The organism is Streptomyces sp. NRRL F-5755 (genome assembly GCF_001279365.1).
GTDB lineage: Bacteria > Actinomycetota > Actinomycetes > Streptomycetales > Streptomycetaceae > Streptomyces > Streptomyces rimosus.
Genome location: NZ_LGCW01000229.1, coordinates 20,249 through 41,431, shown reverse-complemented (window position 1 = coordinate 41,431; position 21,183 = coordinate 20,249). Strand labels below are relative to the sequence as shown.

The window sequence follows — 21,183 nt, the reverse complement described above, 5'->3', positions numbered from 1 at the left end:
CGTGCCGGTACGGCCGATGCGGGGGCGGTGCCCGGCGCCGCCCCCGCACGCCCTGAACCAGCCCTGGACCTGCCCCGATCCCGCCCTAGCCCAGGAAGTCGAGGTCGTAGAAGAACTCGTAGCGGATCGGGTTGTCCGGCAGGAACCAGTGGAAGCCCTCTTCGAGGAAGACCGCGACGACGTTCACGGCGACGACCAGGGCCGCGAAGGCCAGGGCGAACCGCCCGACGGCCCGGTACGGACCGGACGCCGGCACCTGGCGGTCGGCCGCCGTGCTGTGCGCGAAGGCCATGACGACGCCGATGGCGACCACGGACGCCTGGAAGAGCACCCACGCCCAGACGTAGAGGTGCAGGCCGAGCAGTTCGCTGCCGTAGCCCTTGTCGCCGGGCAGGATGTGCAGCATGGTCTGCCGCCATGCCGCGAAGGACCCGGCGATGCAGCCGACCAGGGCCAGGCCCCAGCCCATCAGGCAGTCGCGGCGCGCGACCGTGCCGTTCAGGCCCTGCCGGACGATGTACGCGGGCCCCAGGAAGGCCAGCATCATGAACATCCGCTGGATCACGCAGAGCGGGCAGGGGTATTCCCACCGTACGAACTGGTAGAAGAGGCCGCCGCAGACGACGCCGGTCCAGCCGATGACGAAAAGGCAGGCGAACCAGTACTGCCCGCGGGCCACGACGGCGGGCGGCCCCGGTTCCAGTTCGGCGTAGGTGGGTGCGTTCATGGAAACCGGCAACTCCGGGCGTCGGAAGCGGCGAGAAGCGGGGCGGAATTCCCCGGCTCAGTAATGCAGAGTCAGCGCAAGACTGCTGGTGATGTGATGGGCCAGCAGGGCGAGGGTCGCGGCCAGTATCAGCCACCACCATCCGAGCACCACGGCCCGGCCCTTGTTGCCGACGACCGCCAGGAGCGCGACCAGCAGGCCGGCGAAGACGAGGGTGTCCATGGGCGGTGAAAATAGCGCCCGGAAAGCGTTCGGGCGGTCCGACATCCCGCGGGGTGCGTGGGATGCCGGACCGCCTCTGCGCCGGATGGCCCCGTACGCGCCGCCGGTCACCCGGCCGCGTCGGGACCGTACGCCTCAGTCCTCCCGCTTCTTCTCCGGGCGCAGCGCGATACGGCCCAGCACCGCCGCGACGACGAGCGCGACCAGGGCGACGAGGACGAAATCCGGTACCGAATTCCCGATCCGGGTGGCCCATTGCTCGACACGGACCTCCGAGTCCGGGTCGAGGATTCCGGGCAGCGCGCTGGTTCCGTTGAAGGTGAGGAACAGGACGCCGATTCCGATGAAGAAGAGGCCGGAGAGCAAAGAGGTGGTGTGCAGCCGCAGCTTTCCGACGCTGAATTCGCGGCCGCGCAGCCAGCCCCGGCTGCCCAGCGAGAAACGGTCCCAGAGCAGCGCGAGCACGAACAACGGAAGCGCCATGCCCAGCGCGTACACGGCGAGCATGGAGGCGCCGTAGACCGGCGAGCCGCTGACCGCGGTGACCGTCAGCACCGCGCCCAGGATCGGCCCGGCGCAGAAGCCCGCGAGGCCGTAGACGCAGCCCAGCAGGAACGTGGACACGGCCGAGCGCGGGGTGATCCGGGCGGCCGCCTGCTGGGCGCGTTTGAAGGCGAAGCCGAGGCCGAGGATCTGGGCGACGCCCATCGCGATCACCACCCAGCCGCCGATGGCGACGAGCAGGTCCCGGTGGCCGTTGAAGAGCCGGCTGGCGGCCGTGCTGGCCGCGCCGAGCGGGACCAGCGTGGTGGCCAGGCCCAGGTAGAACACGCCGGTACGGGCCAGCAGTCGGCCGGGATTGGACAGGGAGTACGCGAAGAACGCGGGCAGCAGCAGGGCGCTGCACGGGCTGAGCAGGGCGAGGGCGCCGCCCAGGAAGGCGGCGAGGTAGCCGATGTCCGTCACTTCGCCGGCTCCTCCGCCTTGCCGGCCCCCTGCTTGCCCGCGCCGCCGGACTTCCTGGCCTGCTCGGCCGCCTGGCTGATCGCCTGCTCGAACACGGCGGTGGGCTGAGCCCCCGCGACGGGGCGGCCGTTGACGAGGAAGGACGGCGTGGACTGGACGCCGAGCTGGTAGCCCTCCTCCTGGTCCTTCTTCAGGGCGGCAGCGGCGGCCGGGCTGTCGAGGTCGGCGCGGAACGTGTCGAGGTCGGCCACCCCGCTCTTGCGGGCCATCTCGACGAGCTTGTCCTCGGCGAGCGCGCTGCCCTTGTTGGTCTTGGCGTACAGCTCGTCGTGCATCTGCCAGAACTTGCCCTGCTGCCCGGCGGCCCAGGAGGCGCGGGCGGCCCGCTCCGAGTCGGCTCCGTAGATGGTGAAGTTGCGGAACTCGATGCGCAGGGTGCCGTCGTCCACGAACTTCTTGATCAGCTCGGGCTGGGTCTCGCGGGTGAAGCGCCCGCAGAAGGAGCACTGGTAGTCGGCGTACTCGACCAGGACGACCGGGGCGTCCTTCTTTCCGACGGCGAGCGGGTCGCCGTCCGTGCGCCGGCTGGTCTGCCGCGCGAGCTGGTCGTACAGCTTCTGCTGGTCGTCGTCCTGCTGGGGGGAGACGGAGGCGGCGGCCCCGGGGGTGTCCGCGGTGCGGTCCGAGCCGCCTTCGACGGCCTTGCCGACGGCGATGCCGATGGCGACGAGCGCCACCACCAGGGCGACCACGGCGCCGATGGCGGCGATCTTGCGGGTGGGTGAGGCGGAAGTGGGCATGCTGGTGCTCCAGACGTACTGGGGTGGGAAGGGTCGGGCCGGTGCGTGCGGCAGCGGCCTACATCCGCAGTACGGGCAGGAGCGCGGTGTGATCGGTGGCGGGTGCCGTTCCGGTGGGCGGGCGGGCGAGCGCGAAGCAGGCGGGCGCGTGGGCCGTGAGCGGCGCCGGGCCGGTGGCAGCGGGTGTCAGCGGCTCACCACGATTGGGGGTGGGCACCGGGGCCGACTCGTTCTGGCTGGGGGCGTGCTGCCCGGAGCACTTCTTGGGCGCCTGGGCCATGGCGTAGTGGGTCGCGGTCCGGTCGGCGGCGTGCGCCTCCTGGGTCTCCGCGGCCTCGGTCTGCGCCGTCTCCGCCTGCGCCACTGCGGCCTGCGGCACGGCGGCGCGCGCCGTCGGTACGGCCTCGACGCCGCCCACCCGGCACAGCAGCGGTCCGAAGGTGACGGCGAGCAGAAGGAGCAGGGTCGCGACGGCCGAGCGGCGTACGCGTTCCATGGCCCTGGTCTCCTTTCGCTTCCTCGTCCGGACGCCATCGGAGGACGCCCGTCCGGCGTTCCGGCGGTGTCCTCGGCGTGAGCCGCCCATCCTACGGATCGCCGGGCCGCCCGTCCGCGACCGACCGTCCGCCCCGTCCGGGAACTGGTTGCATAGTCCACGATCTTGGCCGCATAACCATCGAGGGAATCGATTACCTAACCGCTAAATGCAAGGCTGGTGTCGTAGCTCACCTTGGATCGCCCCACAATTGATGTTGTTTCGGCGCACTCTGTCCGTAATGCACCTTTGGCAAGGTCGCGACCGGCCTGCCATAGTCGGTGCAGCGACCCCCCATTGACCCGGGCCAGGTCGTCCAGACCCCGCGGGTACACCCCTTTCGCCCGGCGGCGGTCGACACTGGGGCCTTCCCCGCGTACGCCGCGGGCGGGCCCCAGTCGCGTTTGGGCGTACCGCGCGCCCCGGAACGGGCCGGCACGGCGGGTCAGCGGTCGAGGACGCGCACCATCGAAAGCTCAGCGGTCGAGGACGCGCATCTCGAACCAGGTCGTCTTGCCGCGCGGCAGCAGATCCACGCCCCACCGGTCGGAGAGCTTGTCCACGAGGAAGAGGCCCCGGCCGCTGATGTCCATCTCGTGGACGGGCATCAGGCAGGGCAGGCCGCGGGAGGGGTCGCGCACCTCTATACGGATCCAGCCACGGCGGCGCAGGATCCGCAGCCCGAAGGTGCGCGCGCCGGTGTGCCGTACGGCGTTGCCGACCAGTTCGGAGACCAACAGGACCGCGTGCTCGGTCAGTTGGGGCGACAGGGACCACCGTCCGAGGAGCACGGAATGGGTCAGCCGGCGCGCGGTGAGGGCGGATTCGGGGCGGGAGGGCATCCGTACCTCTTCCAGTGTGGGGTCGCCCACCAACTCCAGTGCCTTGGCGGCGAGGCCCTCCTCGTCGGGCGGGCCACCCTGCGCGCCCACACCCGGGAGACCTCCGGAAAGTCCCCAGCGTGCGGCGGCCGTGCCGCTCCGCGGCCGCGGCTGCTCCGTTCCTTCGAGGCCCGCCATGCCCCCATCATGGCTGTTACCGCCGCGTCACGGGGGCGGAACCGATGGAATACCCTGCCCGGAATCACTGCATCCGGCACGCTGCTCAGGCATATGCCTACGGCAGTGATGGTGCGGCCGAAACCCGGCTGACCTGCGGTGTTCTGATGTGCCTACCCGATCAACGGGCAGCGGACGGGGCCCCTCCGGGGCGTCGCGGCACATCCCGCGATTCGCCCGCACGAGGCACCGGCCATCGGCGCCGAACCTCAGGGGCCCCGTCAACAACGGCAGTGTCAGCGGAACTTGGCCTTGCCCGGCCCCTCCTCCACGAAGCTGCGCATGCCGGTCTCCCGGTCCTCGGTGGCGAAGAGGCCGGCGAACCAGGTGCGTTCGATCGTCAGACCGTTGTCGATATCGGTCTCCAGGCCCGCGTCGACGGCCTCCTTGGCGGCCCGCAGCGCGATGGCGGGACCGGCCGCGAGCCGGGCCGCCCAGGCGTGCGCCTGCTCGTAGACCTCGGCGGCGGGCACGACACGGTCCACCAGACCGATGGCCAGCGCCTCGTCGGCGCGCACCTGGCGGCCGGTGAAGATCAGGTCCTTGGCCTTGGACGGGCCGATGAGCCGGGCCAGCCGCTGGGTGCCGCCCGCGCCCGGGATCAGGCCGAGCAGGATCTCCGGCTGGCCCAGCTTGGCGTTGTCGGCGGCGATCCGGAAGTCGGCGCACAGCGCCAGCTCGCAGCCGCCGCCGAGCGCGTACCCGGTGACGGCGGCGACCACCGGCTTGGGGATGCGCGCGATGGCGGTGAAGGAGTCCTGCAGGGCCTTGGAGCGCTGGACCATGGCCGCGTGGTCCATGTTCTGCATTTCCTTGATGTCCGCACCGGCGGCGAACACCTTCTCGCCGCCCCAGACGACGACGGCGCGCACATCGTCGCGCCGGGTGGCCTCCTCGGCCAGCTCGCGCAGCCGGTCCTGGGTGGCGACGTCCAGTGCGTTCATCGGCGGGCGGTCCAGGCGGATGGTGCCGACGCCCTCGGCGACCTCGAAGTTCACAGTCATGGGGGCAGGTTAGTCCGCGTTAACGCGGCGCGGACCGGCGCCCTTCGGTCAAGGCACCGGCCGCCCGCCCCGCACCCGGCCCTACCGGCCGGACCGCCACTTGTCCCAGGACATGTTCCATACGTTCAGGCCGTTGTCCGGGGCGATCGTCTCGTCGTGGGAGTTCTCGACCGTGACCACGTCGCCGATGAGGGAGTTGGCATAGAACCAGGCGGCCGGGGTCGAGCTGTCGCCGCCGCCGCGCTGGTCGAAGAGGCCGACGCAGCCGTGGCTGGCGTTGCGGGAGCCGAACGTCGAGCGTCCCGACCAGTAGTTGCCGTGGATGAACGTGCCGGAGGTGGACAGGCGCATCGCGTGCGGCACATCGGCGATGTCGTATTCGCCGCCGAAGCCGACGGTCTCCCCGTTCATGCGGGTGACCTCGTGCTTCTCGCTGATCACCATCTGGCCGTTGTACGTCTCGGTGCCCGGCCCGCCCGCGGTGACGGGGATCGTCTTGATCTTCTTGCCGTCGCGGACGACGGACATCTCCTTCGCCTTGACGTCGACCGTGCTGATCTGGCTGCGGCCGATCGTGAAGGATATGCGCTTGGTCTGGGTGCCGTAGACGCCGGGCCGGCCCTCGACGCCCTTGAGGTCCATGCTGAGCGTGACCTTGGTGCCGGGCTTCCAGTACTTCTCCGGGCGGAAGTCGAGGCGGTCGTTGCCGAACCAGTGGCTCGCGATCGGCACCGCGGGCTCGGCCGTGACCTTGATCGCCTGCTCGATCCGCTCCGGGTCGGTTATCCCCCGGGTGAAGTTGACGGAGACCGGCATGCCGACGCCGACGGTCTGGCCGTCCTCCGGGACGTACCGGCCGACGAAGGTGTTCTTGGGCACCAGGGTGGTGAACGTCGCGTGCCGGGCCGACTCGCGCAGCTGGTCGTCGACCGCGACGGCGTCGACCTTGTACGTCGTGGCAGCGCGCAGCTTGCCGGTGGGCTGCCAGACCGAGCCGCCGCTCAGCTTGCCCGCGACCGGGGCGCCCTTGTCGTCCACGACCTTGACCGAGGTCAGCCGGCCCCGCGAGGCGCTGACCTTCAGGCCGCCGTCGGTGGCCACGTCCTTGGCGCCGTCCTTGGGCGTGATCGTCACGTTGGCCTGGGAGGGCTGCTTCTCCGGGTCGGTCCCGCCGCCCTTGCCCTCGTCCCCGCCTCCGCAGGCGGTGACCAGTATCAGCAGCGCCGCCAGCAGCAGCGCGAGCACCCCGCCGCTCCGGCGCGGCCCCGCCCGTCGCGCCCCCGTCACCGGCTGACCCTGCTGCACGTTCACGACTGGCCCCTTTTTCCCTCGCCCGGCCCGCAATCCCCCGTACGCGTCTATCTACCCACGCACGCTCAGCCGATAGGTAACCACACCGCACCGACAGTGGCTTCACCCGGCGATGTCACCGTTCGGCCTCAAGTGGTAGGCGTGAGGCGGGATGGCACGAAAGGGGGTCCGGTTCGCCCCGAAGTCGGCCGGATCGCTCCCCGTTCTTCTGTGCCTCTACGGCAGCGCGGAGCCCGCGCGCCACTCCTGCCACGGCATGTTCCAGCCACCGAGCCCGTTGTCGGGCGCGACCTCGCGGTCCCGGGAGTTCACGACCTCCACCACGTCGCCGACCAGCGACCGTTCGTAGAACCAGCCGGCCGGGGTGTCGGGGCCGCCGCCCTGGATGTCCCGCAGCCCGACGCAGCCGTGGCTGGTGTTGGTCCCGCCGAAGGTGCGCGGGGGCGCCCAGTAGTTGCCGTGCAGGAACGTTCCCGAGGTGGTCAGGCGCAGGGCGTGCGGCACGTCCGGGATGTCGTACTCGGCGCCGAAGCCGACCGTGTCCCCGTCCATGCGGGTCACCGGGTGCCGTTCCAGGATCACCATCTTCCCGTTGTACGTGGGGCTGCCGGGGCCTCCTGCGGTCACCGGGAGCGTCGCCAGCCGCCGTCGGCCGCGCCACACCGTCATCGTGTGCGCCGCCGCGTCAACCCTGCTGGTCTGATCCCGGCCGATCCTGAAGCGGACCGTCTTGCGCTGCGTACCGAGCACGCCGGGCGCCGCCCGTACGCCGCGCAGCCGCAGGTCCATCGTGACCTGCGTGCCGGGCCGCCAGCGGGTACGCGGCCGGAAGTCGAGGCGGCGGGCGCCGAACCAGTGCCCGGTGACCCCGGCGGCGGGCCGGGCGGTGACCGAGACGGCGCGCTCGACGGCCGCGCGGTCGGCGACCGGCCGGTTGAACTCCAGCGAGACGATCATGCCGGTGCCGACGGTGGCGCCGTGCTCGGGCGTGAAGAAGCCCACGAGGCGGTGCGGGGGCACGTACGTGGTGAAGGTGGTGTGGCGGGCGGACCGGCGGCCGTGCCCGTCCAGCGCCACCGCGTCCACCGTGTACCGGGCGGCCGGTACCAGGCGGGCGTGCCCGGACGGGCGCCAGCTCAGACCGTCCGGGGCGATCCGGCCCGGCACGGGGCTGCTCCCGTCGTCCTCGATACGGCTGACCGCGACCCGCTCCAGGCGCCCGTCCGGCACCCGCACCACGACGCGGTCGGTGGGCCGTACGTCCTTCGTGCCGTCGTCCGGCGACACCCGGATCGCCTCCTCGGGAGAGCGCGGTTTCCCCCCGGCCACCACGTCGGTGAGGCCGCAGCCGGCCAGCGCCGCCGCTGCCGTCAGGACGGCGAGGGTCAGGGCCGCGGCCGTCACCGGGGACGGCGCCCGGCCGCCGCGGGTCGGCCGGGCCCCTGCCGTACGCCGTACCGAAGGCGCCGGCACGGTGGGGGTACGGCCGGAAGGCCGCCGTACGAGAATCCGCCGCCCCATGTCCCGATATGTCACGCCGCGATAGGTCACGGACAGATCAACGAGGCCCCCGGCGCGGAGGAAACGTGAGGCGGCGGCCCGTTGCGGGAAGAACCCAGGGGAGGACGGGCCGGGTGTGCGGCCGGGACGCCGCGCGGGCCCGTCCGACCGAGCCCGAGCCGCGGGAGGCTGCCCTGTGTCGAGCGCACCCGAGCAGGAGTCGGTATCGGACGTGCGGGGCGAGGACGGCGGGCGCGGCGCACAGCACGGCCGCGGCGGCCCCGGGAGTACGGCACGGCCCGTGGGCACCGAGGGCCCGGACGCCGCCAACGGCACGGAGACCGGGCACGGCGCCGCGCCCGTCAACGGCCACCGGGTCCGCGTGCCTCCCGCCCGGGAGGCCGGCCCGTCCGCCGCGCCGGACGCGGACATCCGCGCCGCGCCACCGCCCGTACCGGTCCGGCCCGGCAGCCCGCAGCCTCTCGGGGCCCGCTTCCGGACGGGCCCCGACGGCGTGGCGGGCACCAACTTCGCCCTGTGGGCGGGCGGCGCGGAGTCCGTGGAGGTGTGCCTCTTCGACGACGAGGGCCGCGAAACGCCGCACGCGCTCACCGAGCTGACGCACGAGATCTGGCACGGCTTCCTGCCCGGCGTCCGGCCGGGCACGCGTTACGGCTACCGCGTGCACGGCCGCTGGGACCCGTGGACCGGCGCGCGCTGGAATCCGGCCAAGCTGCTCCTGGACCCCTACGCGCGCGCGGTGGACGGCGAGTTCACGCTGCCCGCCCAGGTGTACGGGCACGTCCGCGACTGGCCGCAGCAGCACGTCGCCGACACCGTGCGCGACGACCGCGACTCGGCCCCGTACGTCCCCAAGGGCGTCGTCGTCGGCGACGCGGACCCGGAGGACGGCGGGGACGAGTGGATGGACGACCGGCGGCCGAAAACGCCGTGGTCCGACACGGTCCTGTACGAGCTGCACGTACGCGGGTTCACCATGCGCCACCCGGGCATCCCGGAGGAGCTGCGCGGCACATACGCGGGCCTGGCGCACCCGGCCGCGATATCCCACCTCACCCGCCTCGGCGTGACCGCCGTCGAGCTGCTGCCGGTGCACCAGTTCGCCCACGAGGACCATCTGCTGCGGCGCGGCCTGCGCAACTACTGGGGCTACAACTCCATCGGGTACTTCGCGCCGCACGCCGCCTATGCCGCCACCGGCACCCGCGGCCAGCAGGTCGGCGAGTTCAAGCGGATGGTACGGGCCCTGCACGACGCCGGTATCGAGGTCGTCCTGGACGTGGTCTACAACCACACGGCCGAGGCGAGCGAACTGGGCCCCACGCTGTCCTTCCGGGGCATCGACAACCGGGGTTACTACCGGCTCGCGGACGGCGGGCGGCGCTACGCCGACTACTCGGGCTGCGGCAACACCCTGCACGTCGTCCAGCCCAACGTGCTGCGACTGATCACCGATTCGCTGCGCTACTGGGTCACCGAGATGGGCGTGGACGGCTTCCGCTTCGACCTGGCGGCGGCCCTGGCCCGCTCCATGCACGACGTGGACATGCTCTCGCCGTTCCTCGCGGTGATCGCCCAGGACCCGGTGCTGCGCCGCGTCAAACTGATCGCCGAGCCCTGGGACGTCGGCTCCGGCGGCTATCAGGTCGGCGCCTTCCCGCCGCTGTGGACGGAGTGGAACGACCGCTACCGCGACACCGTGCGCGACTTCTGGCGCGGCGCCCTCCCGGACGTGCGCGACCTCGGCTACCGGCTCTCCGGGTCCAGCGACCTGTACGCGTGGGGCGGCCGCCGCCCGTACGCCTCGGTCAACTTCATCACCTCGCACGACGGCTTCACCCTGCGCGACCTGGTTTCGTACGGGCACAAGCACAACGCGGCCAACGGCGAGGGCAACCGCGACGGCACGGACGGCAACCGCTCCTGGAACTGCGGCGCGGAGGGCGAGACCGACGACGAAGGAATCCGGGCACTGCGCCGCCGCCAGTTGCGCAACATGATCACCACGCTGCTGCTGTCCACCGGCGTGCCGATGCTCGTGGCCGGCGACGAGATGGGCCGTACGCAAGGCGGCAACAACAACGCGTACTGCCAGGACAACGACATCAGTTGGGTGGACTGGTCGCTCCTGGAGGACCCGGGCTGGCGCGCGCTGGCCACGCTCGCGTCCCGGCTGATCGCACTGCGCCGCGACCACCCCGTACTGCGCCGCCGCGCGTTCTTCTCCGGCCGCCCGCAGCGCCCCGACGGCCTGCGCGACCTGGCCTGGTTCACCCCGCGCGGCACGGAGATGACCGAGGCGGACTGGTACGCGCCCACCCCGTCGCTCGGCATGTACCTCTCCGGCACGGACATCCCGCAGCGCGACCCCGAGGGCCGTCCGATCATCGACGACAGCTTCCTCGCCGTGCTGCACACCGGCCACCGCCCGGCCGGTTTCACGCTCCCCGGGCCGCCCTGGGCCGACGGGTACGAACTGGTCGTCGACACCTCCCGCGAGGACCAGGACGGGCCGCCCGGGACCACGCTGCCCGCCGGCATGCGGCTCGCCGTCCCCGAGCGGTCGGTGCTGCTGCTGCGCGTGGTGGCGGACTGACACCTCACGCCCCAACTCCCCCACGCGTACCGGCGAAAACCCGGTGAGCGATGTCAGTGGCGAGCCGTACTCTCGGTGCTGATGGCCGAGACAGCGAAGGCGACGAGTCCCCGAACCGACGATCCCGCCCGCGACCCCGTGACGGCGCGGCACCCGGAGCCCCGGCGCTCCGCGGTGCGCTCCCTGCTACGGCTGTGGCCGTTCGTCCGGCCGGTGCGGGCGCGGCTGTTCACGGCGGCGTTCGTGGCGATCCTCGCGTCGTGTATCGGACTGGTCATCCCGCTCGTCCTCAAGTGGCTGGTGGACGGGCCGATCGCGGAGCGGGACCCGGCCGGGGCGTGGCTGGGCGGCGGGTATCTGCTCCTGCTCGGCCTCGCGGAGGCGGGCCTGTTCGGGCTGCGGCGGTGGCTGGTGGCGCGCCCGCTGGCGAGCGTCGAGGCCGCGATGCGCGACAGCCTGTACCGGCACATCCAGCGCCTGCCGGTCGCCTTCCACGACCGCTGGGCCTCCGGCCAGCTGCTCTCCCGGGGCACCACGGACCTGCAACTGCTGCGCCTGTTCCTGGCGTTCCCGCTGACGTTCCTGCTCGTCAACGCCACCACGATCGTGGTGGGCTGTGTGATCCTGCTGGTCCAGCGCTGGTCGCTGGGGCTGGTGCTGCTGGCGCCGATCGTGCCGCTGATAGCGCTCTGCTCGGTCTTCGAGGCGAGGTACGCGATCGCCGCGCGCCGGGCCCAGGACCAGGTCGGCGACGTGACCACGGTCGTGGAGGAGTCGGTCCTCGGCATCCGGATCATCAAGGGCTTCGGGCGGCACCGCAGCCAGGCTCGCGCGTTCCGGGCGCTGACGGCCCGGCTGCGCACGACCGAGCTGCGCAAGGCCCGGCTGCTGGCCACCCTGTGGGCCTTCATCAACGCGCTGCCGGAGCTGGCCATCGGGGCGGCCCTGGTGCTCGGCACGGTCCAGGTGGCCGACGGCGACCTGTCCGCGGGCACCCTCGTCGCGTTCCTGTCGACGGCGCTGGCCCTGATGTGGCCGGTGGAGTCGATCGGCTTCCTGCTGGCGATGAGCAACGACGCGGCGGCGGCCACGGACCGGTACTTCGAGGTGCTGGACGCGCCGGTGGCCGACCGGGACGACGTACGCGCGGCGCCCGGCGGAAGACCGGTGCCGGCCGCCCCCGGCCCCGAAACGGCGGGCCTCGCCTTCCACGACGTCACCTTCCGCTATCCGGACGCGCCCGCCGGGGCCCCGCCCACCCTCCAGGGCATCGACCTGCACATCCGGCCCGGCGAGACGCTGGCCCTGGTCGGTGCGACCGGCAGCGGCAAGACCACGCTCACCGCGCTCGTCCCCCGGCTGTACGACGCCACCGGCGGCCGGATCACCCTGGACGGCACGGACATCACGACGCTGACCCGCGACGAGCTGCGCGGCCGGGTGGCGGTGGCGTTCGAGGAGCCGACGCTGTTCTCCGCGACCGTGGCGGAGAACGTCCTGATGGGCGGGGCGGACGCCGGTCCGGACGACCTCGTACGGGCGCTGCGCGTCGCCCAGGCCGACGGGTTCGTGGACGCGCTGCCCGACGGCCGTGACACCGAGGTCGGCGAACAGGGGCTGAGCCTGTCCGGCGGGCAGCGGCAGCGGCTCGCGCTGGCCCGCGCGGTGGTCGGCCGGCCGCGCTTCCTGGTCCTGGACGATCCGCTGTCGGCGCTGGACGTCCACACGGAAGCGCTGGTCGAGGCCGCACTGCGGCAGGTGCTGGCGACCACCACCGCCCTGGTCGTGGCGCACCGCCCGTCCACGGTCCTGCTCGCCGACCGGGTGGCGCTGCTGTCCGGCGGGCGGATCGCCGCCCTCGGCACCCACCACGAACTGCTGCGGGAGAACGCCGAGTACGCGGCGCTGATGTCCGGTGCCGCCGACGACGGGAGCGCCGTCCGGCGCGAAGGGGAGAGCGTGCGATGACGACGAGCACGGACGCCGGTACGGCCACGGGCGGCGCATCGGACGACGACGGCCGTACGGCCACGGGCGGCACATCGGGCAGCGACAGCCGTACGACCACGGACAGCCCAACAGACAACGACAGGCGTACAACCACGGACAACGCAACAGACAACGACCGCCATACGACCACGGGCCCGGCGCCGAAGGACGACGCCGCGCCCCGGCCGTCCGCCCCGCCCCCGGCCGCCGCCGGTCCCGACCCCTTCGAACAGGACGTCCTGCCCACCGCCAAGGGTGCCTCCCGCTCCCTCCTGGGGTCGCTGCTGCGCCCGCACACCCGCCGTGTCTGGGTGGCGAGCGTCCTCCTCCTGCTCCAGCAGGCCGCCGTGCAGGCCGGACCGCTGCTGGTCGCCTTCGCCATCGACCACGCCGTGCCCGCCCTGCGCGAGGGCCGGCACGGCCCGCTGATCATCGTGGCCGCGGCCTATCTGCTGTGCGCCACGGCCTCCGGCGGCCTCCAGTACGTCTTCATCCGGCTCGCCGCGCGGATCAGCCAGGACGTCCTGCTCGACCTGCGGGGCCGGATCTTCCGGCACGGCCAGGCGCTGAGCCTGGACTTCCACGAGCGCTACACCTCCGGCCGGCTGATCTCCCGCGCGACCACCGACGTGGAGGCGCTGCGCGAGCTGCTGAACGAAGGTCTCCAGGAGCTCGTCTCCATCGTCCTGGCCACGGTCTACATCACGGCGACGCTGCTCTACCTCGACTGGGGCCTGGGCGCCGCGGCCGTGGCCACCGCCGGGCCGCTCTACCTGCTCGTACGCTCCTTCCGGCGCCGGTCGGGCCGGGTCTACGGCGAGAAGTCGTCGGCGATGGCCGCGGTGATCGTGAAGTTCACCGAGACGATCAACGGCATCCGGCCGGTGCAGACGTTCCGGCGCGAGCGCCCCAACGACGCCGCCTTCGCCCGGCTGAACGGCCGCCACGAGCGCGTCAACGGCGACGCGATACTGGAAATGGCCCGGTATGTGGTCTCCTCGCGCCTGGTGGCCAACATCGCGGTGGCCGCGCTCGTCCTGTGGGGCGCGTACCGCGTGGCCTCCGGCGGCCTGGCGCTGGGCGTCCTGGCGGCCGCCGCGCTGTATCTGCGCCGCCTGTACGATCCGATCGACCGCCTGGGCATGTTCCTCAACTCCTACCAGTCGGCCGCCGCTTCACTGGAGAAGATCGCCGGACTGCTCGCCCAGCGCCCGAGCGTCCCGGAGCCCGCCGATCCGCTGCCGCTGCCGGAGCGGCCCGGGTCGCGGCCGGGCCGCGAGGTCACCTTCGAAGGCGTCCGCTTCGCCTACCGCACCGGCGGTGAGGTGCTGCCGCGCTTCGACCTGACGCTCGCCGCGGGCCGTACGGTCGCCGTCGTCGGCTCCACCGGCGCCGGCAAGTCCACGCTGGCCAAGCTGCTGGCGCGGTTCTACGACCCCACGGATGGTCTCGTCCGCGTGGACGGCGTGGACCTCCGCGACCTGTCCGCCGCCGACCTGCGGCGCGCGGTGGTGATGGTCACCCAGGAGGCGTTCCTCTTCTCCGGCACGGTCGTTGAGAACATCGCCATCGGCCGCCCGGACGCCACCCGCGAGGAGATCGAGCGGGCCGCCCGCGCCATCGGCGCCCACGACTTCATCATGGCCCTGCCGGACGGGTACGACACCGACGTACGCAAGCGCGGCGGCCGGATCTCCGCCGGCCAGCGGCAGCTGGTCGCCTTCGCCCGCGCCCTGCTCGCCGACCCGGCCGTACTGATCCTCGACGAGGCGACCAGTTCGCTCGACATCCCCGGCGAGCGCGCGGTCCAGCGCGCCATGGACACGGTCCTGCACGGCCGTACGGCCGTGGTCATCGCCCACCGCCTGTCCACGGTCGAGACGGCCGACCGGGTCCTGGTGATGTCCGAGGGCCGCATCGTGGAGGACGGCACCCCCGCCGAACTGATCGCGAACCAGGGCCGGTTCGCGGAGTTGCACGAGGCGTGGCGGGAGAGCGTGGTGTGACTAGCGGGTGGTGGCCCGACGCCACCCGGGCACGAAAAAAGGCAAGGAGAACCACCTCTCCCTGCCACTACTAACCTATAGCACACCAGGGGGCTTGCGGCAAGACCCCGGTGCTGCCGCAGAATCGTCGCCCTAGGGCAGAACCCGCGGAAAAAGCGGGTTCGCGAAATACGCACGCTTTTGCCGGCGTGTGGCATGGGGGTTTCCGTGAGGGACGTGATCGTGGCCGGTGCCGGGCCGACCGGTCTGATGCTGGCCGCCGAACTGCGGCTGCACGGCGTGGACGTGCTCGTACTGGACAAGGAGTCGGCGCCGACCAAGGTGGTCCGCGCGCTCGGCCTGCACGTGCGCAGCATCGAGGTGATGGAGCAGCGCGGTCTGCTGGAGCGCTTCCTCGCGCTCGGCAAGCGGTACGAGGTCGGCGGTTTCTTCGCCGGTATCAGCAAGGCGTGGCCCGAGCGGATGGACACCGCGCACGGGTACGTCCTCGGCATCGTGCAGACCGCCACCGAGCGCCTGCTGACCGAGCGCGCCACCGAGCTGGGCGCCGAGATCCGGCGCGGCTGCGAGGTGACCGGGCTGCGCCAGGACGCGGACGGGGTGACCGTGGAGCTGGCCGGTGGGGGCGAGGTGCGCTCGCGCTACGTCGTGGGCTGTGACGGCGGGCGCAGCACGGTGCGCAAGCTGCTCGGCATCGGCTTTCCCGGCGAACCGAGCCGGCGCGACACGCTGCTGGGCGAGATGGCGCTGACCGCGTCGCAGGACGAGCTGACGGCCGTGATGACAGAGGTGCGCAAGACGCAGCTGTGGTTCGGTGCCATGCCCCTCGAAGAGGGGGTGTACCGCGTGATCGTGCCCGCCGCGGGGGTGGCGGAGGACCGCACGGTCCCGCCGACGTTCGAGGAGTTCAAGCAACAGCTGTGGGCGACCGCGGGTACCGACTTCGGTGTGCACTCGCCGCGCTGGCTCTCCCGTTTCGGCGACGCCACCCGGCAGGCCGAGCGCTACCGGGACGGCCGGGTGCTGCTGGCCGGGGACGCGGCGCACATCCACCCGCCGACCGGCGGTCAGGGCCTCAACCTGGGCATCCAGGACGCGTTCAACCTCGGCTGGAAGCTGGCCGCCGAGATCGGCGGCTGGGCGCCGGAAGGGCTGCTGGACAGCTACGAGGCCGAGCGGCACCCGGTGGCCGCCGCCGTCCTGGACAACACCCGCGCGCAGGTGCTGCTGATGTCCACCGAGCCCGGTCCTCGGTCGATGCGCCGGCTGCTGGCGGAGCTGATGGAGTTCGAGGAGGTGAACCGGTACCTGATCGAGAAGATCACCGCGGTGTCGGTCCACTACGACTTCGGCGAGGGCCATGAACTGCTCGGCCGGCGGCTGCGGGACGTGGCCCTGAAGCGCGGCCGGCTCTACGAGCTGATGCACCGCGGCCGCGGCCTGCTGCTCGACCAGACCGGCCGCCTCTCGGTGGCGGGCTGGGCGGACCGGGTCGACCACGTCGTGGACGTCAGCGAGGAGCTGGACGTGCCCGCGGTGCTGCTGCGGCCGGACGGGCACGTGGCGTGGGCCGGTGAGGATCAGCGGGAGCTGGAAGCCGCGCTGCCGAAGTGGTTCGGCGCGGCCGGCAGCTGAGCGCGGGGCCGTCGCCGCGCGGGCGGTCCTCCCCGGACCGGTGCGCCCGCGCGGCTGCGGCCCACTGCCCGTTGACGCCCTTCCGGTGCAGGCGCTCGGCGCCTTTCTGTCGAGGGACGCCGGGCACCGCCTGCCGTCCGACGAGGCCCCATGTCCCCGCCTCGCTCCCCGATCCGGGCGCGGATCTCGCGCTGCACGGCGCACGCGCAGTCGTCACCGGAGGGCCCCGCGGCATCGACGTGCTCCTCGGCCATGCCGCCCGCTGCCCACAGCCCATCGGCGCCCCGTAAGCTGGCCTGCGGCAGGCGGCCGCACGGACCGGCCGCGACCCGCCCCCCCTCCGCGCGGACTTCCACCGGCACCTGGCCGCTCCCCTCGACCGCCCCGGTCGGGCCGGTGTCCCGTGGCCGGGCCGTACGTCAGTGCCGCAGCGCGATCGGGGAAAACGTGTGGTCCTCCCAGATGAGACGGGAGGTCTCCTCCGGGTACGCGGTGACGGCCGGGCGGGTGTCGAAGAGCTGGACCAGGCGCCGGTCGCCGTCGTACGCGGGCCAGCCCGGGTCGCCGTCGGCGGCGAACGCCGTCCACGCGGCGCGCATCCGGGCCGACAGTATTTCCGCCTCCGGGGAGGGACCGTCGCCGATCATTACGGCTGGCTGGCCGCGCTCCAGGTTGCCGAAGACGAGTGGTACGTCCAGGCCGTGGCAGGCGCCGAAGACGCCGTCCATGCCGGGCGCCGGCCAGGTCAGCTCGTAGACATGGGCACGGCCCCCGGCGGCGGCCTGGGCCTCGGCGAGGTGGAGGCTCGGCATGCGGAACAGCCAGTCGGACTGGACGCGTTCGTAGAGCTCGTCGGGGCTCGCGGACGGGAAGCCGTCGCGGTAACGGCGTGCGCCGTCCGGGCCGGGGGCGAACCGGCGCAGCGCGGTCGCGGCCTGCTCGGGCGACACCTGGCCGAGCAGGCCGTCGATCACGGTGAACAGCCGCTGCTCGTCGCGGGTGTGGCCGACGAGGAGCGGAATGCCCCGGGCGGCGCCGTCGGCCACGGCCTGCCATGGGGTGACCGGCAGTGTGTCGCCCTCGACGACCGGGGCGACCGGGATGGTGCGGTGGGCGACGGCGCCCCAGCGCGACGCGTGCCGGTCCATCGTCGCGCCGACCGCGTCACACGCGGCGGACAGCCGGGCCGGTGCCACCGTGCGCAGGTCGCCCACCGTGGGCTTGCGCCCCAGCTCGGCGGCGCAGGCGGCGGCGATGTCGGCGGCCAGCTCCGGTGAGAAGAACGTGCCCTGCACGCTCTGCGCGACGGCCCGGCCGAAGAGTCCGGCCGCACGCGGCATGGCCAGCAGCGCGGCGACCGACCCGGCGCCCGCCGACTGACCGAAGACCGTGACCCGGTCCGGGGCGCCGCCGAAGGCCCGGATGTTGTCCCGCACCCACTCCAGGGCGGCGATCTGGTCGAGCAGGCCCCGGTTGGCGGGCGCCCCGGCGAACTGCCCGAAGCCCTCCGGGCCGACGCGGTAGTTGAACGTCACCACGACGGCACCGGCCCGGGCCAGGCGCCCTCCGTCGTACTCGGGCAGGGCCGACGTGCCGATCGTGTAGGCGCCGCCCTGGATCCACACCATCACCGGCAGCCCCGCGCCCGGCCCCGGTTCGGGCGTCCAGACGTTGAGCGTCAGCCAGTCGTCGGCAGCGTCCTGCGACAGTGCCTCCATGCCGAAGTGGCCGCCCTGCGGGGGCGGTGGCCCGTAGGAGAGGGCCGGTCGTACGCCGTCCCAGCCGCGAGCCGCCCGCGGCGCGGCGAACCGCAGCTCCCCGACCGGCGGTTCGGCGAAGGGAATGCCGCGGAAGACGGCCACGTCTGCTTCCCGGCTGCCGCGCACGGTTCCGGCCTGCGTACGCACTTCGGGCCCGGACGGCTCCGCCACTGCACCGGTCATCACGACTCCCCCTCCGGCCGGACGGAGCGCGGGCGCAGAGGTGTGCGACGGCCCCGACGCTCCGCATGGTCCCGCCGCCTCCCGGCGCCGCGCCAGCGATTTACGGGAGGCCGGATGACCCGCCCCGGCCCGGCTCAGCGGCGCAGCGCCAGCACCGTCCCCCTGGTGACGGCCTCCTTGAAGCGGGCCGAGGCGCGGCCGGTGAGCACCGCGGCGACCGGGCTGTCGTCGGCCCGGGTGAACTGGGTGAGGCCGTCGTGACGGCCGAGGCTGATGTTCTGCCAGACGTAGCGCAGCCGGAGCGGCTTGACGGTGGTGCCGGTGAGTGCGGCGGCGACGCTCTTCGCGACGTATCCGCCCATCGGCAGTCCGGTCTGGCACGACATGCGGGAGGCGGTGCCGTCCGGTCCGTATGCCGCCACCGCGTCCCCCGCCGCGAAGACCTCCGGGTGGGAGAGCGAGCGCAGTGTCGGGTCCACCGTGATCAGGCCGCGCGCGTCGACGGCGAGCCCCGCCTCGCGCGCCAGGTCCGGGACGCGGAACCCGGCTGCCCAGACGACCGTCTCGGCCGGGACCTCGCCGCCGTCGGCGAGCACCAGCCCGTGTGCGGCGACCTCGCGGACGCGGGTGTGTTCGCGGAGGGCGATGCCGCGCCGGTGCAGGGCGCCGCGCAGGTGGCGCCGGCCGCGCTCCGAGAATTCGGCCCCCAGCTCGCCGTCCGTGATCAGGTGGATCGCGCGCCCCGGGTGCGCCTCGGCGAGTTCCGTTGCCGCCTCGATGCCGGTCAGCCCGGCCCCGGCCACGGCCACCGGCCCCCGCCCGCCCGCCAGGCGCGCACGCAGCCGTACCGCGTCCTGGTAGGTGGCCACCGCATGGGCGTGCTTGGCGGCTCCGGGGACGGCGGTGGTGTCGGCGCCGCTGCCCAGCGCGTAGACGAGGGTGTCGTAAGCGAGGGTGTACGGGGCGGAGTCGACCTGGACCGTACGGGCGGCGGCGTCGACGGCGGTCACCCGGGCGACGACCAGGTCGATGTCCGTACCGGCGAGAAGGGCGCCGAGCGGCCGGTCGGCCAGCCGCTGCCCCGCGGCGAGCTGGTGCAGCCGGACCCGCTCGACGAAGTGGCCGACGGCGTTGACCAGGGTGATGCGTACGCCGTGGCGGCGCAGCCTGCGGGCCATGCCCTTGGCGGCGGACAGTCCGGCGTACCCGGCTCCCAGGACCACGATGTGATGTGTCATGCCTCCTGAACCGGCGGGCGGGCGGAGGCGTGACAATCCGGGCGGTGAAGCGAGTCACATGAGCTGACCTGCGGCGAAGGCGAGCTTGTCGGGGTTGAGGACGGTACGGACCGCGACGATGTGTCCTTCGTGGGTCTCCGGTACGACGACGGCGAGCAGGTCCTCGCCCACGAGGAAGAGCGCCGCCGGTTCGCCGTTCACCTCGACGAACTCGGCCCTGACGGACGCCGCTTCGGGCCGGGTGCCCAGGCCCAGCAGGTAGCGGAGCACCTTGGCACGCCCGGTGACCGGCCGGCGTGCCGCGGTCGCCCGGCCGCCGCCGTCGGCCCAGGCCACCACGTCGTCGGCGAGCAGCCGTTCGAGGCCGGCCACATCGCCGTCCAGCGTGGCGGCGAAGAACCGCTCGACGAGCTTCGCGCGCTGGGCGGCGTCCACGGCGAAGTGCCGGCGCGGGGAGCCGCCGAGCCGTTCCCGGGTGCGACGGTGCAACTGCCGCGAGTACGCCTCCCCGACGCCGATGACCTCTGCGATGTCCCGGTGGCTGTGGCCGAATGCCTCGCGCAGGACGAAGACCGCGCGTTCGGCCGGGGTGAGCCGTTCCATCAGGGTGAGCAGCGCGAACGACACCGACTCGCGCTGTTCCGCGGTCTCCAGCGGGCCGAGCCGCCGGTCCGCGGTGTGGGTGAGGACCGGCTCGGGGAGCCAGGGGCCGACGTACCGCTCCCGCCGGGCGCGGGCGGAGGTGAGCCGGTTGATACAGAGATTCGTGACGACCTTGGTGAGCCAGGCGGCCGGGGTGCGGACGGCGGAGGCGTCGGCCGCGCTCCAGCGCAGGTAGGCGTCCTGCACGGCGTCCTCGGCCTCGCTCGCCGAACCGAGCATCCGGTACGCGAGCGCGAACAGCCGGGGCCGGTGCGCCTCGAACTCCGCGGTGGCTTCGGTGGTCACGTCGGCAGGATGCCAGGCCGGGCCGGGGGCGGTACGGCCGGGTCGGCGCGCGCCGGCGCCGGGCTCCCCTCAGGCCCCCACCACCCCGTCGATCCCCTCGCGCAGGAGGTCGGCATGGCCGTTGTGGCGGGCGTATTCGAGGGTGACGTGGAGCATGACGACACGCAGGGACACATCGGCGTTCCAGCGGGGCTGGTGGCCGGTCACATCCAGGGAGGGGGCCGCGCGTTCGATGCGGCGGGCGTGCTCGACCTCGGTGCGCCAGGCGTCGAACGCGTCGGCGCGGGTGGCCCGGCCGGGGTCGTACGCCGCCTGGTAGTCGCCCTCCGGGGACCAGACGAGCGGGATGTCCTCCTGGTTGATCACCCGCCGGAACCAGGTGCGCTCCACCTCCGCCAGGTGCCGGACGAGGCCGAGCAGGGACAGTGTGGACGGCGGCATGGACCGGCTGCGCAGTTCCTCGTCGGAGAGGCCGTCGCACTTCATGGCGAGCGTGGCGCGGTGGAAGTCGAGGTAGGCGCGCAGGGTTTCGCGCTCGTCCGCGCGCATCGGCGGGCGGGGTCGTTCGGTGGTCATGTGGTGTCAGGCCCTTTCTTCCGGGGGCGCCGGGGCATTCGTAAGGTCCTTCCGGCCGCGTTGATCCTGCCCGCCGTGCCGTGCCGCCGCATCCGCTTTCCGTACGCG

At 73.0% G+C, this 21,183-nt stretch carries 17 protein-coding genes; 4 read left to right on the top strand and 13 right to left on the bottom strand.

The features are described from left to right. Nucleotides 1–85: 85 nt before the first annotated feature. The 9 genes from ADK86_RS18435 to ADK86_RS18400 form a co-directional block, all read right to left on the bottom strand. A complete protein-coding gene (locus ADK86_RS18435) occupies nt 86–727 on the bottom strand; it encodes a disulfide bond formation protein B (protein WP_053697558.1) in 642 nt (213 codons plus the stop codon). 57 nt (nt 728–784) lie between these two features. Further along, nucleotides 785–949, bottom strand: coding sequence for a DUF5993 family protein (locus ADK86_RS43830; RefSeq protein WP_165417087.1), 165 nt, complete (start codon nt 947–949; stop codon nt 785–787). 135 nt (nt 950–1,084) lie between these two features. Then, nucleotides 1,085–1,915: a cytochrome c biogenesis CcdA family protein gene (locus ADK86_RS18430; protein ID WP_030373041.1), complete on the bottom strand. Its 831-nt coding sequence runs from the start codon at nt 1,913–1,915 to the stop codon at nt 1,085–1,087. Beyond that, on the bottom strand, nt 1,912–2,715 hold the full coding sequence (locus ADK86_RS18425; RefSeq protein ID WP_053697557.1) for a DsbA family protein: 804 nt from the start codon (nt 2,713–2,715) through the stop codon (nt 1,912–1,914). Before ADK86_RS18425 ends, ADK86_RS18430 begins: the two co-directional genes overlap by 4 nt. 58 nt (nt 2,716–2,773) lie before the next feature. Then, the gene (locus tag ADK86_RS18420; RefSeq protein WP_053697556.1) at nt 2,774–3,211 is read right to left on the bottom strand and encodes a hypothetical protein; all 438 of its coding nucleotides are present in this window, start codon (nt 3,209–3,211) and stop codon (nt 2,774–2,776) included. 515 nt (nt 3,212–3,726) lie between these two features. Continuing rightward, on the bottom strand, nt 3,727–4,269 hold the full coding sequence (locus ADK86_RS18415) for an ATP-binding protein (RefSeq protein ID WP_053697555.1): 543 nt from the start codon (nt 4,267–4,269) through the stop codon (nt 3,727–3,729). Nucleotides 4,270–4,544: 275 nt separating this feature from the next. Beyond that, nucleotides 4,545–5,312 carry an enoyl-CoA hydratase/isomerase family protein gene (locus tag ADK86_RS18410; protein ID WP_053697554.1) on the bottom strand — a complete coding sequence of 256 codons (768 nt, stop codon included), beginning with the start codon at nt 5,310–5,312 and terminating at the stop codon, nt 4,545–4,547. 81 nt (nt 5,313–5,393) lie between these two features. Next, nucleotides 5,394–6,617, bottom strand: a complete 1,224-nt coding sequence (locus ADK86_RS18405) for a L,D-transpeptidase (RefSeq protein WP_234345924.1) — start codon at nt 6,615–6,617, stop codon at nt 5,394–5,396. 222 nt (nt 6,618–6,839) lie between these two features. Then, the gene (locus tag ADK86_RS18400; protein WP_234345920.1) at nt 6,840–8,159 is read right to left on the bottom strand and encodes a L,D-transpeptidase; all 1,320 of its coding nucleotides are present in this window, start codon (nt 8,157–8,159) and stop codon (nt 6,840–6,842) included. A gap of 346 nt (nt 8,160–8,505) precedes the next feature. Here ADK86_RS18400 and glgX point away from each other — a divergent pair, with 346 nt between their 5' ends. The 4 genes from glgX (at nt 8,506) to rox (ending at nt 16,370) form a co-directional block, all read left to right on the top strand. Next, nucleotides 8,506–10,740: a glycogen debranching protein GlgX gene (gene glgX, locus ADK86_RS18395; protein WP_053697617.1), complete on the top strand. Its 2,235-nt coding sequence runs from the start codon at nt 8,506–8,508 to the stop codon at nt 10,738–10,740. Between the two features lie 81 nt (nt 10,741–10,821). Then, on the top strand, nt 10,822–12,708 hold the full coding sequence (locus ADK86_RS18390) for an ABC transporter ATP-binding protein (RefSeq protein ID WP_053697616.1): 1,887 nt from the start codon (nt 10,822–10,824) through the stop codon (nt 12,706–12,708). Further along, a complete protein-coding gene (locus tag ADK86_RS18385) occupies nt 12,705–14,735 on the top strand; it encodes an ABC transporter ATP-binding protein (RefSeq protein ID WP_053697553.1) in 2,031 nt (676 codons plus the stop codon). The genes ADK86_RS18390 and ADK86_RS18385 overlap by 4 nt, the downstream gene beginning before the upstream one ends. 207 nt (nt 14,736–14,942) lie before the next feature. Next, entirely contained in the window at nt 14,943–16,370 is a 1,428-nt protein-coding gene (gene rox / locus ADK86_RS18380; RefSeq protein WP_053697615.1) for a rifampin monooxygenase, read from the top strand. A 419-nt stretch (nt 16,371–16,789) separates the two neighbouring features. Here the strand turns inward: rox and ADK86_RS18375 are convergent, their stop codons facing one another. From ADK86_RS18375 to ADK86_RS18360, 4 genes are all read right to left on the bottom strand, one after another. After that, a complete protein-coding gene (locus tag ADK86_RS18375; RefSeq protein ID WP_053697552.1) occupies nt 16,790–18,313 on the bottom strand; it encodes a carboxylesterase/lipase family protein in 1,524 nt (507 codons plus the stop codon). Between the two features lie 134 nt (nt 18,314–18,447). Next, the gene (locus tag ADK86_RS18370; protein ID WP_053697551.1) at nt 18,448–19,551 is read right to left on the bottom strand and encodes an NAD(P)/FAD-dependent oxidoreductase; all 1,104 of its coding nucleotides are present in this window, start codon (nt 19,549–19,551) and stop codon (nt 18,448–18,450) included. A gap of 54 nt (nt 19,552–19,605) precedes the next feature. Further along, nucleotides 19,606–20,499, bottom strand: coding sequence for an RNA polymerase sigma-70 factor (locus ADK86_RS18365; protein ID WP_053697550.1), 894 nt, complete (start codon nt 20,497–20,499; stop codon nt 19,606–19,608). Between the two features lie 69 nt (nt 20,500–20,568). Then, complete coding sequence (locus ADK86_RS18360) at nt 20,569–21,075, bottom strand: DinB family protein (RefSeq protein ID WP_053697549.1); 507 nt, start codon at nt 21,073–21,075, stop codon at nt 20,569–20,571. Between the last annotated feature and the right edge of the window lie 108 nt (nt 21,076–21,183).